Annotated in this window: 13 protein-coding genes; 8 read left to right on the top strand and 5 right to left on the bottom strand. The window is 45.8% G+C overall.

Annotated features, from left to right (window positions below; translation table 11 throughout):
• Positions 1-15 precede the first annotated feature (15 nt).
• From HRE53_RS16745 to HRE53_RS16735, 3 genes are all read left to right on the top strand, one after another.
• Positions 16-222 carry a hypothetical protein gene (locus HRE53_RS16745; protein ID WP_212664450.1) on the top strand — a complete coding sequence of 69 codons (207 nt, stop codon included), beginning with the start codon at positions 16-18 and terminating at the stop codon, positions 220-222.
• 368 nt (positions 223-590) lie between these two features.
• Positions 591-1,370, top strand: a complete 780-nt coding sequence (locus tag HRE53_RS16740; protein ID WP_235107264.1) for a YwiC-like family protein — start codon at positions 591-593, stop codon at positions 1,368-1,370.
• 56 nt (positions 1,371-1,426) lie between these two features.
• Entirely contained in the window at positions 1,427-1,729 is a 303-nt protein-coding gene (locus tag HRE53_RS16735) for a 2Fe-2S iron-sulfur cluster-binding protein (protein ID WP_212664448.1), read from the top strand.
• Between the two features lie 41 nt (positions 1,730-1,770).
• Here HRE53_RS16735 and HRE53_RS16730 read toward each other — a convergent pair whose 3' ends face one another.
• Together HRE53_RS16730 and HRE53_RS16725 are read right to left on the bottom strand one after the other, a co-directional pair.
• Positions 1,771-3,408 carry an ABC transporter substrate-binding protein gene (locus HRE53_RS16730; protein WP_235111152.1) on the bottom strand — a complete coding sequence of 546 codons (1,638 nt, stop codon included), beginning with the start codon at positions 3,406-3,408 and terminating at the stop codon, positions 1,771-1,773.
• 63 nt (positions 3,409-3,471) lie between these two features.
• Complete coding sequence (locus tag HRE53_RS16725; RefSeq protein ID WP_212664447.1) at positions 3,472-3,999, bottom strand: pentapeptide repeat-containing protein; 528 nt, start codon at positions 3,997-3,999, stop codon at positions 3,472-3,474.
• Between the two features lie 102 nt (positions 4,000-4,101).
• Between HRE53_RS16725 and HRE53_RS16720 the strand changes: the two genes are divergently transcribed.
• The 3 genes from HRE53_RS16720 to HRE53_RS16710 all read left to right on the top strand — a co-directional run bounded on the left by HRE53_RS16720 (position 4,102) and on the right by HRE53_RS16710 (position 8,032).
• A complete protein-coding gene (locus tag HRE53_RS16720; protein WP_235107263.1) occupies positions 4,102-4,617 on the top strand; it encodes a YraN family protein in 516 nt (171 codons plus the stop codon).
• 351 nt (positions 4,618-4,968) lie between these two features.
• Entirely contained in the window at positions 4,969-6,213 is a 1,245-nt protein-coding gene (locus HRE53_RS16715; protein WP_235111151.1) for a DUF4912 domain-containing protein, read from the top strand.
• Positions 6,214-6,439: 226 nt separating this feature from the next.
• On the top strand, positions 6,440-8,032 hold the full coding sequence (locus tag HRE53_RS16710; RefSeq protein WP_235107262.1) for a serine/threonine-protein kinase: 1,593 nt from the start codon (positions 6,440-6,442) through the stop codon (positions 8,030-8,032).
• 367 nt (positions 8,033-8,399) lie between these two features.
• Here the strand turns inward: HRE53_RS16710 and HRE53_RS16705 are convergent, their stop codons facing one another.
• On the bottom strand, positions 8,400-9,851 hold the full coding sequence (locus tag HRE53_RS16705; protein WP_235107261.1) for an NB-ARC domain-containing protein: 1,452 nt from the start codon (positions 9,849-9,851) through the stop codon (positions 8,400-8,402).
• 1,189 nt (positions 9,852-11,040) lie between these two features.
• Between HRE53_RS16705 and HRE53_RS16700 the strand changes: the two genes are divergently transcribed.
• Positions 11,041-11,337 carry a hypothetical protein gene (locus tag HRE53_RS16700; protein WP_235107260.1) on the top strand — a complete coding sequence of 99 codons (297 nt, stop codon included), beginning with the start codon at positions 11,041-11,043 and terminating at the stop codon, positions 11,335-11,337.
• Positions 11,338-11,376: 39 nt separating this feature from the next.
• Here HRE53_RS16700 and lexA read toward each other — a convergent pair whose 3' ends face one another.
• Positions 11,377-11,997: a transcriptional repressor LexA gene (gene lexA, locus HRE53_RS16695; protein ID WP_212664444.1), complete on the bottom strand. Its 621-nt coding sequence runs from the start codon at positions 11,995-11,997 to the stop codon at positions 11,377-11,379.
• Between the two features lie 310 nt (positions 11,998-12,307).
• Here lexA and HRE53_RS16690 point away from each other — a divergent pair, with 310 nt between their 5' ends.
• The gene (locus HRE53_RS16690) at positions 12,308-13,390 is read left to right on the top strand and encodes an ATP-dependent 6-phosphofructokinase (protein ID WP_235107259.1); all 1,083 of its coding nucleotides are present in this window, start codon (positions 12,308-12,310) and stop codon (positions 13,388-13,390) included.
• Between the two features lie 74 nt (positions 13,391-13,464).
• Here the strand turns inward: HRE53_RS16690 and HRE53_RS16685 are convergent, their stop codons facing one another.
• Positions 13,465-14,403 (bottom strand): NAD-dependent epimerase/dehydratase family protein, encoded by a 939-nt coding sequence (locus HRE53_RS16685; RefSeq protein ID WP_235107258.1) that lies wholly within the window; start codon positions 14,401-14,403, stop codon positions 13,465-13,467.
• Positions 14,404-14,514: the final 111 nt, after the last annotated feature.

The following is a 14,514-nucleotide window of genomic DNA, read 5'->3' as shown; positions in this document are numbered from 1 at the left end:
GGTCTTATCAACACAATGCAAACTCAGACAAAAACACCCTCAACTAGCTTGACCACTCGCTCTATGCATAAGTATGTAATGTTGGGTGTGGGACTTTGGATGGCTTTTCTCGGTACATTTGCCATCGCATATGTTCGCGTCAGCCATAGTCAACGATTTGCAGGGGAGCCTTTTCAGGCCTTATCCCCCCATGAAACTCAAAAGCCCGAGTCGTCCTACTAAATCCAGGAATCCTGCTTTCCGAGACAGCAGACGTTATGAAGCATCCAGGGAGAAGAGAGATTGCTGTACTCATGCCTGAAGCAGATTAGCTGAGCTAATCTCTATCCATACGGAGATCGGCAAAGTATTAATTGACATTTATTCTCAATTAATACTAAAGTGTTGTTGGATCTGATAGGTTCCAAACTCTTCTAAAACCAATTAGGGTGTCTAGTTTTTTGATTAGACAACCTAACTGGGCATGAAACCTGATTCACTTGAGCCGCGCTAACAAAGGGGGTCATAGATCCTGACTCCCTTTGTTTTTTTGTGACCTAATGTGGGTCATTTCATTTGGCTTGTCCCTTTATTTTTGCCTTTTGTCTCCCATGCACTCTTGGTATCGCCCCACTTTTGCCCCAGAACATGGCGCTTTGCTGGTTTTATTCGGATCGTTACTCTCTGGTGCTGCCTTAGCCCAATCCTGGACCAGCGATACAACTTGGGCCTGTGTTTGTGCAGGTTGTGCGTTGCAAGCCGAGCATCCATTGATTGTCCAAGTCAAACAGCGACGGAGCTGGAAGCCTAGATATTTGGTTTGGGCCAGTATGTACGGCGGTTCTAGTCTCTTAATTGCCTTTTATCTGGCTAGGCACAGTCCAATATTGATGTGGTTGTACTTGTGTGGCGCTATTGCTCTGATTCTAGATGCGATCGCAGTTCTCAAACACCAACAAAAATCCATTGCCAATGAGCTGGTCATGTTTGCCGCCATTTGCCTGTCTACGTTACTGACCTATGGGGCAACAACGAGCAATTTAACCCCACAAGCCTGGGGTTTATGGATGTTGAATACGTTATTTTATGCCAGCGCTATCTTTACGATTAAGCTCCGCAAAACCAAAACCAGCAATCTCAAACCCAGCTTCATTTTCTTGAGCATTGCGATTTTGATTACCTTGGCATTGTTCTATAGCCACTGGCTACTACCGCTCACCGCCCTCACATTTACCATAGCCCTGTTGAAATTTGCAGTCGTCATCTGGCAGCGAGACTGGTACACCCAATGTCGCTTTGAGCATATTGCCCGTTTCGAAACCTATTTCACTGTGGTCTATGTCTGTTTGGTCGCGTTAACGGTTCTCCCCCCCACATTGCCCAGTGCCTGAATAGTTTGAGCTTCAGCTTTTCATGACATACAGCTTTTTCGTTTAGGAGATTTGTGATGACCACCTACTACAAAGTCACTTTGATTAATGAAGAAAAGGGACTTGAAGAAACCATTGACGTTCCAGACGATGAATATATTCTGGATGTTGCTGAAGATAATGGTCTCGATCTACCCTTTTCCTGTCGGGCAGGCGCATGTTCATCTTGTGCAGGCAAACTGATCAAGGGCACCATCGATCAAGCTGACCAATCCTTCTTAGACGATGACCAAATTGGCGAAGGTTATGCCTTGCTATGTGTAACCTATGCTCTATCAGACTGCACCATTGCCACCGATCAAGAAGAAGGCCTGTATTAAAGCCCGCCCTGTCAAACCCATCGCTGACCAAAAGGACAGCCCTAAGACTTACGAATGGTCCATAGGGGAAACTGCTGGGTTTTGGTAATCTGGACACCCTCAATTCCTTTGCCACTAAACGCGTATTCCTTTCGCTGAATGAGGGGGATGTAGGGAATATCTTCAGCTAAGACTTCCTGAATCTGGGTCAAAAAAGTCTGGCGCTCTTGATCATCTTGAGTTTGACGCTGTTGCTTAATTAATCGATTGATCTTGCCGTTGTAGTAAAAAGACCCGAGGGAGCGACTCGCCCCTTCTTCACAGCCATTGCTCTCTGTTCCTTTGCTGCAAGACAGAAACGGTTGAATATAGGTATCCGGGTCAAAAAAGTCTGGATACCAGTTGACTAAATAGGCTGGATAAATCCCTTTGGACAAACTGTTATTGCCAACGGTAGATTCCACACCTTCTAACTTCAGCTTGAGAATCCCTTGAGATCGCTCTTCAACAACAGCTTTCATCAAGTTCGCAATCAGACGTCGTGCCACATAATTGGATGGATACCACAGATCCAGCGTTAGGGGCTTTTGAGCAGAATAGCCTGCAGCCGTTAACAACTGACGGGCTTGAGCTGCATCTCCATCGCCATATTTACTTTGGAATACAGGCCGAGCGGCATCGAACGTACTAGGAATCAGACTATATAGAGGTTCTGCTTGTCCCTGATAAACCCGCTTCTTAATGAGGGGGCGATCCACGAGCAGAGCAATAGCCCGTCGAACAGTCACCTGGTCTAAAGGCTTCTGCTTGACGTTCAACACCATATGGGTAACGGCATTGCCCTTAGCCTCAATCACTTGCCACTCAGCCGAGGATGCCTCTGCCTGTAGACTTTGAATTTGGTCTGTTTCTAACCCTTGATAGCCAACGTCAATGGCACCTGTTTTAAACTGGTTAAAGAGATTGGCAGGTGTCGAAAAAAGCTGCAGATTAATGCCTGAGTTCGCAGGTTTGTCACCCCAATATTGCTCGAAGACATCCAACCGAATATTATCGCTGCGGTAGTCCACCAGTTTATAAGGTCCAGTTCCCACAAAGCTCTTGGGTTTAAATGCACCTGGACCAATGGTGTAGGCTTGCGGCGAAACGGCACAAGCCCCAAAAAAGGTTAACAGGGCCGGTAAGGCTGCAAAAGGCTGGTTGAGGGTAATTTGCAGTTCATAGTCTCCAGACGCTTTGACCTCAGCAATCGGTTCAGCGAGCAAAAAAGACGGTTGGCCGCCATTGTCCATAAACCGCTGCAAGGAAAAGGCCATGGCCTCCGCATTAAAGGGGGTGCCATCGTGAAAGACAACCCCTTGTCGCAAGGGAATCTTGTATATCAGGCCATCTTCACTAACCGTAGGCAAGACGGTTGCTAATTGTGGATTGAGTGTGGTGTTGTCTAAATCATAGGTATAAAGGGTTTCACCCATGTTATAGAGCAACGTCGCGGGGAAGAGTTCATAAGCGTCTGCCGGATCAATCGTCCGAATTTTGGCTGTGCTGCCCAGGGTAATGCGCCCCTCTTCTGAATTGGTAGATAAGTCTGAAGGACGAGGACTACAGCTCAAGACCAGCAATACCACCAGACAAAAAAGTCCAATCCACTTGCGAGAGAGTTTATGGAGCTGGAATCGGGTTGCGATCGCATTCACAATACAGTTCCTAGTAGCCGTTGACCGAAAGGGAAGCTTTTCGCCATGGTGCTCATCAAAATCGGTCTACTCACAATACAAAGTATCCCGAGTGTTCCGTCCTGTCACGGGATTGGTGCCTTGGGCAGCCGCACAGAGCACTTCTAGGGTGTCATCTCGCACATCAACATCGGTAAAATCGGCACCATCGATAATCGCTCGACGAAATTCAGTATTAAAGGCAAAAGCCCCTTCTAGATTGGCATTTGTGAGATTAGCCCGCGCAAATCGAGCACTATCTAAGGTAGCAACGCTAAGATTCGCCCCTTCTAAATTGACGTCTTCTAAATTGGCGGCAAAAAAGCTCACCCCGCGTAAATCACTATTACTAAAATCGCTCCCTCGGAGATCAGCCTTGGTAAAGCTAGCGTCCGTTAAATCACGATTAGAAAAATCGGCGTTTAACAATATCTCTTTGTTATAGACATCTGCCTGAGCCGTGGGCAGCCAACTGGTCAGGCTGAAGCCAACCAAAAACCCGGTCATGACACAAGTCCACACTATGCGTCTGAGCTGTGGAAAAGCTGTGGATAAGTTTAAACCTTTCATTTTCATAATTATTGTCTGTAAGTCAGGGGAGTAACAACGCGATCAAGGATGATGAAGCCGATAGTGTATGTATTGATCCTATCGGACTCTTGGCTGCTTGAAAGAAATATGCCTCCTGCTGCACCTCGCCCCAATCGTCAGTCCCTCAACCTCCAAGTGGGAGAGTGGGGTGAACAACTTGTCTGTCAATGGCTCACCCAACAGCAATGGCATATTCTCGACAGACGCTGGCATTGTCGATGGGGTGAAATCGATATTATCGCCAGATCTAGCGCTTCCACCCCTACCCCTCATATCAATGCCAATCGTCTGGCCTTCGTAGAAGTCAAAACCCGTCAGGCTCAAAATTGGGATGCGGATGGTCTTTTAGCGATTACGCAGTCGAAACAGCAAAAGCTATGGAAAACAGCCCAAATTTATCTAGGGAAGCATCCCGAATTAGCGGAGCTATTCTGTCAATTTGATGTGGCTTTAGTACAGTGCAACTGGATCTCCCAGCCGCCCAACACAGTCGATATTCATGATGAGTTACAAGAGACTGCCATAGATATCAAACAGCCTTTCCATGTTGGGGGCTATCAATTCATATTGCTCGACTATATAGAATCTGCATTCACGCTGTAGCGCTTAAGTACCGGCCCTACGGGCGATATGGGTAGGTTATGGAGTGGGATCGGATCAAAACCACTGCTGTTTTAATCCGATCCCATCGAGGACTGAACACCACTCTGATCCCTCCATAAAAGAGATGATCCCCTCAACACTCTAAAATGTCATGAATTCATGACTATAAGATCCCCAGAAATACCTACTTTCCATAAACAAGCTATTTTTACTAGCTTTTAAGCCTTGACGAACTCTGAGATCTCGTACATATTTGTTAACAAAGCGATCCCCAACTAGTTATATTTACTCAAGGTTAACTATGGTATGGCGCTCTCAAATCGTTCGTTACCCTTAGAGGTCTCTGCTGATATGTCCCCAGAACAATTGCCTTTAGACCAGATGACTTTGCGTCAACTTCGTCGTGTTGCCAGCCGTTATGGGGTGTCACGTTACAGCCGGATGCGCAAAGACCAGTTGCTCGCATCCATTCGCGTAGCTCAGAAAAATGCATCGGTTCCTGCAACCATGAATCACCAAGCTAGCCCTGAATTTTCCGGGACTGTGACGGATCAAGAGCGGGTAGAAGCTGCAAAATTTGAAGTGGGGCAAGAAGATGCTGTGGAGTTAGCATCGGTTGATGCCGAAATTAACGACTTACCCGAAGGGTACGGTGAGACTCGGATTGTTCTGATGCCGAGAGATCCCCAATGGGCTTACACCTACTGGGATATTCCCCATGATCACAAGGTGATTTTGCGCAATCAGGGAGGACAACAACTCGCATTACGTCTCTACGATGCCACGAATATTGACTTGGCTTACCAGGTCCCCCACAGTGTGCAGGAATATCCTTGTGATGAGCTTGCCCAAGAATGGTACTTACCCCTACCTGTTAGCGATCGCGATTACGTGATTGAAATTGGTTACCGCTGTGCCGATGGTCGCTGGTTAGTCTTGGCTCGCTCTGTTCCAGTGCATGTCCCCCCCACCTATCCTTCCGACTGGGTAGAAGATCAGTTCGTTACCGTCGATTGGGAGATGGACTTACAGGGCCAGCAGATTGCTACCCTAGTGCCCCCAGAGCAGGAGCCACAGGCTTCTGCTTCTGACAACAGCATTTATGAGGAAGTCTTCGGCATGGCCGAAGGCGTCGAAGCGCTACGGGTTGCCGGTTCTCTTTATGGGTCCATGCAGCAAGCTCCCCAAGCTCCCGCTCACGAGTCTACCCTGAGTTCCTATGTCTTTCCTTCTGGAGTCGGTCTTTGGGCCATCCCGACGGCTTCCGGCGTGAACATGTCTGGGGTCGGAATCGGGGCTTCTGCACCGCCCATTCGACCTCGCCAGTTCTGGTTAGTCGCTGATGCTGAGCTGATTGTTTACGGTGCCACCGAGCCAGATGCAACCGTCACCGTTGGGGGTCAACCCATCCAGCTCAATCCCGATGGAACTTTCCGATTCCAAATGTCTTTCCAAGATGGTCTGATTGATTATCCAATCATGGCTGTGGCCGCGGATGGTGAGCAAAATCGCTCTATTCACATGAAGTTTACTCGGGAAACCCCCGAACGCCGCACCAACACCAAAGAAGAAGCTGTTTTAGAGTGGTTGGTCTAAATCATCCCTTTTCTTAAAACTTAACTTCTACTAGTGCGAGGCGAGAAAGGTATCTTTCTCGCCTCGTTTTTATCTCCAACAGACGAATATATCGGCTAGTCCTGGCAAATCCCGTTCATAGGGTAGTGATCCCCGTCTACTTAACTTGTGTGGTCCAGCCTGTTCTCCGGGCAAACTAAGAATAAAGCGATCTAGGTTTTTTCGCAGAACCGGGGATACACCGTCAGTGAAGCTGCTCAACAAATATTTTAAGTTCAATCAATCGTCCGCACCGACAAAAAGCCAAAAATCTAGTATTCAGGTTGGTCAACTCTTAATCGATCGCTACAAGCTGATGGAGTTGGTGGGCAGTGGCGCCATGGGCAGTGTTTATCGAGCCCAAGATCAACTGCTGGGTGACGTGACCGTCGCCGTAAAATTTTTAACCCATACCCTAAACAATGATGCGATCGCATCTCGTTTTGCGAGAGAAGCACGGATTGGTGCCTTACTAGGCCATCAAAGCTTGAATATCGTACGAGTACTAGACTACGGCTTACATGAAGAGCATATTCCGTTCTATGTCATGGAGTTTATGCAAGGGCAAACCTTGGATGACTTGATTGAAGCAGGTCGTTTACCCTTAAATCGCTTCATTCACATCATGACCCAGGTCTGTGCAGGCATGAAGTGTGCCCATCAAGGCATCAATATCGAAGGTGAACTCCATCAAGTCATTCACCGAGATATCAAACCTAGTAATATTTTTCTGATCAAAGATGCCAGCTTAGGCGAACTTACCAAACTTCTAGACTTCGGAATTGCGGACTTTTTAAGTAGCCAGTCTGAGGATCTGCGCTCTCATGCCTTTGTGGGAACTGTTGCCTATGGCTCCCCCGAGCAATTTTCTGGTGCAGTCGTTGATGCTCGTTCTGATATTTACAGTTTGGGAATCACCATGTTTGAAACCCTTACTGGCTATTTCCCAATTATGGCTACAGCCAACACAATTGAAAGTTGGGCCCAGGCACATCAACAATTTCCCCCTCAACGACTCCGAGATGTAGCGCCGACCCTGAAGATCCCTGGAGCCCTCGAAGACTTAGTGATGAGTTGTTTAGCTAAGTCTCCAACCCAAAGACCTCAATCGGTCACAGACATCATCAAGACATTAAAGGGCATTTCTCACCCAGGACCAGGGGTCGCTCCATCTTTGATCAACAACTCATCTATCGACTTAGCCTCAATCCCCCCCCAACAGCAGACTCAGCGTGCCAACTTAACCGTTGCCGAGCAAACACAAGTTGTCTTTTGGTCCACCGAAGATTTGGCATGGCGAGCCTCCTGGCCTGAGAATAAACCCATCGCCAACATTGTATTTGCACAAACCATTCAATCCTCGGATCAAGAAGCCGTAGGCTTATGGGTAATGCTGACCAAACAAGAAATTGAGCAACGATCTCTCAGCAAGCGTCATAGTAATTTCCTATGTACCTTTACCCCTCACCCAGCCATTCTTTGGATCACCACTTTATTTGATCGCCAACAAGGTCCGCGATGGCTCCCATGCTATGTCGATCTAAAAGATACTGGCGGTCAGCATATCACCAAATTACTGAGTGAAATGGGGTATTACCTACTCATGTTGTTTGATGCATCCAATCCGGGGCAACCCGTGAGCGTTGTCACCATTAAAATTCCAGAGCGGCAGTGCCAATTGCTCAAAGACTGTTTATCGACAGCAAAGCAAACCACTACCACCGGCACATTAATCGATAGTAAACAGCTTCTTAAACAAAAATATCAAGCCGTTAAGCAAAAAATTCTCGCAAAACTCTAGCAGTGTGTCGTGACTTCCACCAAATAGGTCTCACGTGGCATTTCGAAAAAACGCTTGATAACCTCAGACAATTCAGATTCTTGCATCAACAATCATGCAAAGGCGTTGAAGATTCAGACAAAAACGAAGCAAGCTTGAGAATCTGTATACGCAATTATCAAAATTGCTCATGCCCTTACTAGAGATGAGTAACATTCCCAGACCCACCTCAAACATAGTGTGGGAATCATCCCAATCCTAACCGTTGGAAGATATACAGATTAGTTGTACTCACTCTAAAAGTAAAGACTGATACCCAGACACCAGAAGGGTCCTCGTCAATTAACTTATTGCCGAGGACCCTATAAGCGGCGATCGAGGAATGCTCCTAAGCTCTACCTAATTTGTTGGATGCTTGAATATATTCTTTGAGAAGCTGGGGTACGCTAATACGACCGTTTTGCTTCCAGATAAAAGAACGGCGATGTAAAGACTCCAATGCATCTAGTAATAAATCACTTTCCTCTAAGGAAATATCCTGAGCAATATCTGCTAAAGATCCAGGAGTATCCAGGCTTGCTAGACTTTTCATAATGGACATCTCTAATTTAGAAAGACGCCCAAATTGCTGTAACAATAGCCGTCTGATATCCCCATAAATCAACTCATCTCTATCCAAGAATTGAGGGACATTCCCAGCAAAAAAGTCAACGATGGTTTTCACCGCAATGCGCAACGCTAAAGGATTGCCGGTATAACGCTCTAGTAAAACATCAGAACAGTCATCAGAAGCCTCTAGACCAAAAGCTTTCAAGGCTTCTTGACCTGATTCTTGGTCTAATCCATCTAGATAAAGTGTTCGGCTCGGGAAGGCTTCATTATCAGTAAACGCCAAGCCAGAAGGTTGTTCTCGGCTAGTAATTAAGACACAGCTATTATGTCGACTTTCACTAATCCGCCTTAGGAGTAAACCATAGGTCTCACAGCCTTCTTGATAGCTACCCGCTAACTCATGCCCCTGCAATACAGAAAACCAATCATCTAACACCAGAAGGCAACGGTGCTCGTTCAAGTACGCAAGCAAAAGCGTTACTTTATCTTGAGCAGTATCCGGTAACTCAAGATCTTCTTGGCCAGTGATGGACTGCAGTAAATCCATCATCAGAGCGTCAAAATCTGGTTGATCTCTTAAAGACCGCCAAATAACGCAGTCAAAAAGACTTTGAACCTGTTCAACACATTTCACTGCGAGAGCCGTTTTACCTACACCACCCAACCCGAAGATACCAATGAGGCGATTGTGATCTTCAATAATCCATCGCTTCAGCTGAGTGAGTACAAACTGCCGCCCCACAAACACAGGCACTGCCGCAGCCTCTCCCCAATCACACATGGGTAATGAACGTCCTGATTCTCTTTTCGACTTGTGAGATTGCATCGTCCTCACTCCGCCAGTATGAGACACCTGAGCCAGTTCAGTATCTTCCAACTGCTGGTATCGACGCCTGAGAATTGAGCAAAAATTATGCTTAGATAAAGACTCTCCCAAAAGTTCTGACAATTTTCGCCACAATTTATGACCAACATCTTTGATGTAGTCAGCATCATAGCCCGTACTTTGAGCGATTTGTTGATAGGTTTTTCCCTGCCAAGCCTGCAGAAAAACAGTGGTTTGGATATTACTCAGTTCCGCATTTGGAAAAAGGCGCTGCAGAATTAAGTAGGCTTGCTTAGACTCCGGTTGTCCTTGTGGGAGAGAAGGCACTAGATAAAGGGGATCAGCTACTTTTGCTGGAGTTGGAGTTGTGTCATTGATAAAGTTGCGAGCGCCGTTATACATAATATTTTGACTATTCTGAATAGCCTATTGTTGGAGATAAAAAATGATTGGCCGGGTACTTGCTAACCCAACCTTTACTGAGACCGAACATAGATGGTCTATCCCCCCTTATTAGTTTTCCCAAGTTAGCCATTCAAAATTACGTCAGCGAATAATAAATATTGATGCTACTTATTTTTTTCTAATTCATCAACTCTAATCAGGCTATTTTTTTCTCAATCAACAGTCATTCCTTCGTATCTCCAGAATCTAGGATCTAAAGATGCAGCATCCTGAAAAATCAGCTATGGTTTCTAGCACATGTATTCAGAGAGAACAAGCCATTACTTGAGAATCATCAATCCTAACGAAGCTAACAAACTTCCCCATTTTTTCCAAAGGTATAAATAGAGAATCGATCCTTTTCTATTAATTCATAGATGATGAAAAGAACCGGAAAACCACATAAGTACTAAGTGCACAGACTTATAAAGTAATCTGCATTGCATTAGTAATTTATGCAATATTTTACTTTATTTACTTTTTTTTAACAATTCTACACTAGATTTGCTGGCAGCACTCTTTGTTGAAGAAGATTACTAACAGTTGATAAGTGGCAAAACGACTCTTAATTGATCCAAAAACAATATCGTTTGGCTTTATAAGGCCAAACTTTTGGTTATTTGACTCTACAACGACTAAGTTCATGAGTTTGTGATGCTAATCACAGTCCCCCCGGAACAGTCAAGCGATCAATTAGCTGTGTATTCCCACAAGTTTTAGATAAGGTTACCCGTGAAATTGTTCCCCTACTCAAGTTAGGCAACCCACAATACCCTCAGTAGGGGTTGTAATTGCTGGTATTGCACCTTAACAGTTGCTGCGTTCCGTAAAGTCATATTATTCATAAAGTCATATTAAGTCATGATTTTTAGTCAGAATCTGACTAAAAATATAGGTCTGAGACAGACAAAATGAAGTAAATACTACTAGGATCAGGTTTTTAAATAGAGTTCTCTAACTACTGCTGAGTCTTGATTCAAATGCATTTAGGTCGCTAACAGGATTGTTACAACCGTTTCTCAAGCACAGCATGTTCATTGAGGTGTTAGGTCAAGTAAGACAGACTATTTATCATAAAATCATCTGACAAGTATGATAATGTAAGTCATATTGAACCGATTTAGGTTTTCGGGGGATCTTTGCCATTATGGTGTTTACACAATTCCATCAGCCCATCTCATCTCCACGCTGGAATGTACCAGTTCGCTCGCGCAAGAGCAGAGTTCATCGCTACGAACACTCTGCCTTGTCTAGCGATTTTTGCATCGAAGCGGCCCCCGATCAATCTGGTTTTTTCATGACCTCTTGTAAGGCCAATGTTCGTAAAGGAGATGTGATTCACATCTGCGACACTGGTCAGCAGTCAGAGTATCGAATTGATGAAATCGACTATTATAGTGATCCATCAGATATGTGGATTGCCAAACTCCGGATGGTGTCATAATCCTTTTCTGGCTTAAGACGCACTTATATGTCCAATACTTCAAAAATATTTTCGCCATACTCCGATTAAGGAGCCTTGAATTTCTACCTGTGTCGCTAATACTTTGATCGGCTGATATTTGAAGTTGGCAGCTTCAAGGGTGACTTCATTCCTCTCTAAATGAAATCGCTTTAGAGTTGTTCCTTCTCCCTCGACTCTAGCGGCAACAATCGTTCCATTTTTTATGGTCTTCGGTTCTTGAACAGGGCGCATAATCACGATATCTCCATCCGTAATATGCGCATCAATCATGCTGTCTCCATTCACCCTAAGAGCGTAGGATTTGGGTGGCAATTGTTTAGGGCTGAATTCTAAGGAATCCACCACTTCAACAAATGGCTCAATCAGTCCACCTGCTGCGATCGCACCCAGGATCGGAATCTGATCCATATCGGACTGTAAGTGCTCCGGGTGAACAATCCGCAACGTCCGGGCTTGCCCAATTTCCCAATCTACATAGCCTTTCTTGCGCAAATGATCCAAGCGGCTCTGAACTGGGGCCGGTGATTTGAGCTTCATGGCCTGCATCATCTGCCGAATAGATGGAGCATGTTGATGTTGATCAATGAATTGAACCAACCAATCAAATAATTCTTGTTGAGCTTTTGATAAAGGTTCCACGATTGATCCAGCCCTAACGCACATCAAGTCAAAATTTTCTGATACAGAGTTCTATATTCTTTATGCCCATCAGCATAAAGAAGAATTAATAAAACACCTGTACTACTTGAGTATACAGACAAGTCGGATGAGTCGACAAATTTAGGTCGGAACTAGGAACCGTTACCTTATTCCTCGCTGATCATGAGTGAGGGGCTTGAACTTTCCCTGACAAAGATAAATTCAACCTTGATTTCCCTATGATCCTGCACTCTATGGTTTAGGTTACATCTATCTTTAATACCAATCCTCTGGGTCATAGTGAGTAAATATGGGTGATACAAAACGGGTCGGTATTCTGACCAGTGGTGGTGATTGTGCGGGGCTCAACCCAACCATTCGAGCAGTGGTGCTTCGAGCTGTTGAACATTATGGTTGGGAGGTGATCGGGATTCAACAAGCCACTCATGGTTTATTGAAAGATCCACCCGCAGCAGTGACGCTTCAACCTCAACAGATGAGTCCTTTGCTCACAGCAGGAGGGACCATGTTAGGCACCACAAATAAGGGAAATCCTTTTGCTTTCCCAATGCCAGATGGCACGTTGATCGATCGCTCTGAAGATATGATTGCGGGATATCGCAAGCTTGGATTGGACGCTCTGATAGGTATTGGGGGAGACGGCAGCATTGCCATCTTACGAAAACTAGCCCAACAGGGTAACTGGAACTTGGTGGGCATCCCCAAAACCATTGACAATGATGTGGGGGTTACAGAACGCTCTGTGGGGTTTGATACGGCCGTAAATATTGCCACAGAAGCCTTAGACCGCTTGCAGTTTACTGCAGCCAGCCATAGCCGTGTCATTATCCTGGAGGTGATGGGTCGAGATGCAGGACATATTGCCATCAGTGCTGGTATTGCTGGAGGCGCTGATATCATCTTGATTCCTGAAATTCCCTACACCATTGAGAATGTCTGCGCCAAAATCAAAGAACGTCAGAGTAAGGGGAAAAACTATTCTCTGATTATCGTAGCTGAGGCGGTGCGGACTGAGGGCGGAGACCCATTAACCCATACGGATGGATTAGGCGAATGCCGTCTGGGTGGCATCGGCCAGTATTTATCCGAACAAATTTGCAGTCGTCATGTGGCCGAAACCCGGGTGACGGTTTTGGGGCATGTCCAGCGAGGCGGCATGCCGTCACCTTCTGATCGACTAATTGGGGCGGCTTTTGGGGTCGCGGCCGTCGATCTGATTGCTGAAAGCCAGTTTGATCAAATGGTGACTTGGCAAAACCGTCAGGTTATGAGCGTTCCGATTGTGGATGCGATCGCACATTACCGAGCCGTTGATCCCACTGGGACACTCGTAAAAACGGCCAGAGGACTAGGCATCTATCTAGGGGACTAGAGTGACTCGCTCTTCACACCTAAAAATTGATGATATGACACCTCAATTTTTAGGTGTGAAGTAGCTGTATATAATCAAGTCACTGCTGCCAAGATTTGATCGTCTAACGAGAAATCAATATCCGCTTGATCCCGCTTGCTAGTCAGATAATCGTTTTGAAAAGAATCTTGTAGGCCACTTACCAGATCATATTGAGGGTGCCAGTCGAGATCTGCACATACCTTATGAATATCAGCAAAGAAGTTCTGTAAACGCATGGGAAAGGCTTTCCGTTTGCCAAAGTCAAACTGGGCAGGATCATAATGCACCAGTTTCAAGTCATCAGGAGACTGGCCAACGGCTAAGGCACAAGCTTTAGCAATACCGTCAAAAGTGACATAGCGATCACCACTGACGTTATAAATCTGGCCAATCGCTTGAGTATTGCCTAGGACCGCAGCCATCGCTAGGGCTAAGTCTTGGACATGCCCTAGCTGGGTAATATGTTGGCCGTTGCCAGGAATCGGAATCGGGCGCTGGCGAACAAGCCGGTCAAAAAACCAAGCTTCTACATCGTTGTAGTTTTGGGGACCATAGATATAGGTAGGGCGAATCGATGTGAAGGGCAAACCTTGAGCAGCTAAATCGGTCTCTGCTTCTGCTTTACCTAAATGGCGACTTTTCGGATCGGTCGGATCGTCTTCCCGATGGGGCATTTGATCCGATTTGAGATAGACTCCCGCCGAACTCATATAAATAAAGTGTTGAACCTGATCCTTAAAGAGCGCAGCTAAGGGCTGAGTATCTGATAATTTCCGACCATTGTTATCAAAAATGGCATCAAATTTCTCATGGGCTAGCTTGGCTTGTAGTTGGTCAGCATCCGTGCGATCACCCTGAATTTGGGTTAAGCCTGCCACTGCAGGCGAGTGGTTCCCACGATTGAATAACACAACTTCATGCCCCTGCTCCACCAAGGTCCGGCTGAGATAAACGCCGATAAACCGGGTTCCGCCCATCATTAATATGCGCATTGCTTGCAAATCCCTTTGGTGATGTGGTGCTCTATTTTGAACCATATCAGCATGTGCTAACCAGCCCCAAAGAACAGCCACCCTTGGCCTTGAAACCCATGCTTAATGAAT

The sequence above is a fragment of the Acaryochloris sp. 'Moss Beach' genome, assembly GCF_021497025.1.
Classification (GTDB): domain Bacteria; phylum Cyanobacteriota; class Cyanobacteriia; order Thermosynechococcales; family Thermosynechococcaceae; genus Acaryochloris; species Acaryochloris marina_A.
Note: the sequence above shows the minus strand (reverse complement) of the source record. Positions and strands in the feature narration are given on the sequence as shown.

Excerpts from the sequence above, each read along its gene's own strand:
- HRE53_RS16745 (WP_212664450.1), top strand. The coding sequence starts at position 16 with ATGCAAACTCAGACAAAAACACCCTCAACTAGCTTGACCACTCGCTCT.
- HRE53_RS16740 (WP_235107264.1), top strand. The coding sequence starts at position 591 with ATGCACTCTTGGTATCGCCCCACTTTTGCCCCAGAACATGGCGCTTTG.
- HRE53_RS16735 (WP_212664448.1), top strand. The coding sequence starts at position 1,427 with ATGACCACCTACTACAAAGTCACTTTGATTAATGAAGAAAAGGGACTT.
- HRE53_RS16725 (WP_212664447.1), bottom strand. The coding sequence starts at position 3,999 with ATGAAAATGAAAGGTTTAAACTTATCCACAGCTTTTCCACAGCTCAGA.
- HRE53_RS16720 (WP_235107263.1), top strand. The coding sequence starts at position 4,102 with ATGCCTCCTGCTGCACCTCGCCCCAATCGTCAGTCCCTCAACCTCCAA.
- HRE53_RS16715 (WP_235111151.1), top strand. The coding sequence starts at position 4,969 with ATGTCCCCAGAACAATTGCCTTTAGACCAGATGACTTTGCGTCAACTT.
- HRE53_RS16705 (WP_235107261.1), bottom strand. The coding sequence starts at position 9,851 with ATGTATAACGGCGCTCGCAACTTTATCAATGACACAACTCCAACTCCA.
- HRE53_RS16700 (WP_235107260.1), top strand. The coding sequence starts at position 11,041 with ATGGTGTTTACACAATTCCATCAGCCCATCTCATCTCCACGCTGGAAT.
- HRE53_RS16690 (WP_235107259.1), top strand. The coding sequence starts at position 12,308 with ATGGGTGATACAAAACGGGTCGGTATTCTGACCAGTGGTGGTGATTGT.
- HRE53_RS16685 (WP_235107258.1), bottom strand. The coding sequence starts at position 14,403 with ATGCGCATATTAATGATGGGCGGAACCCGGTTTATCGGCGTTTATCTC.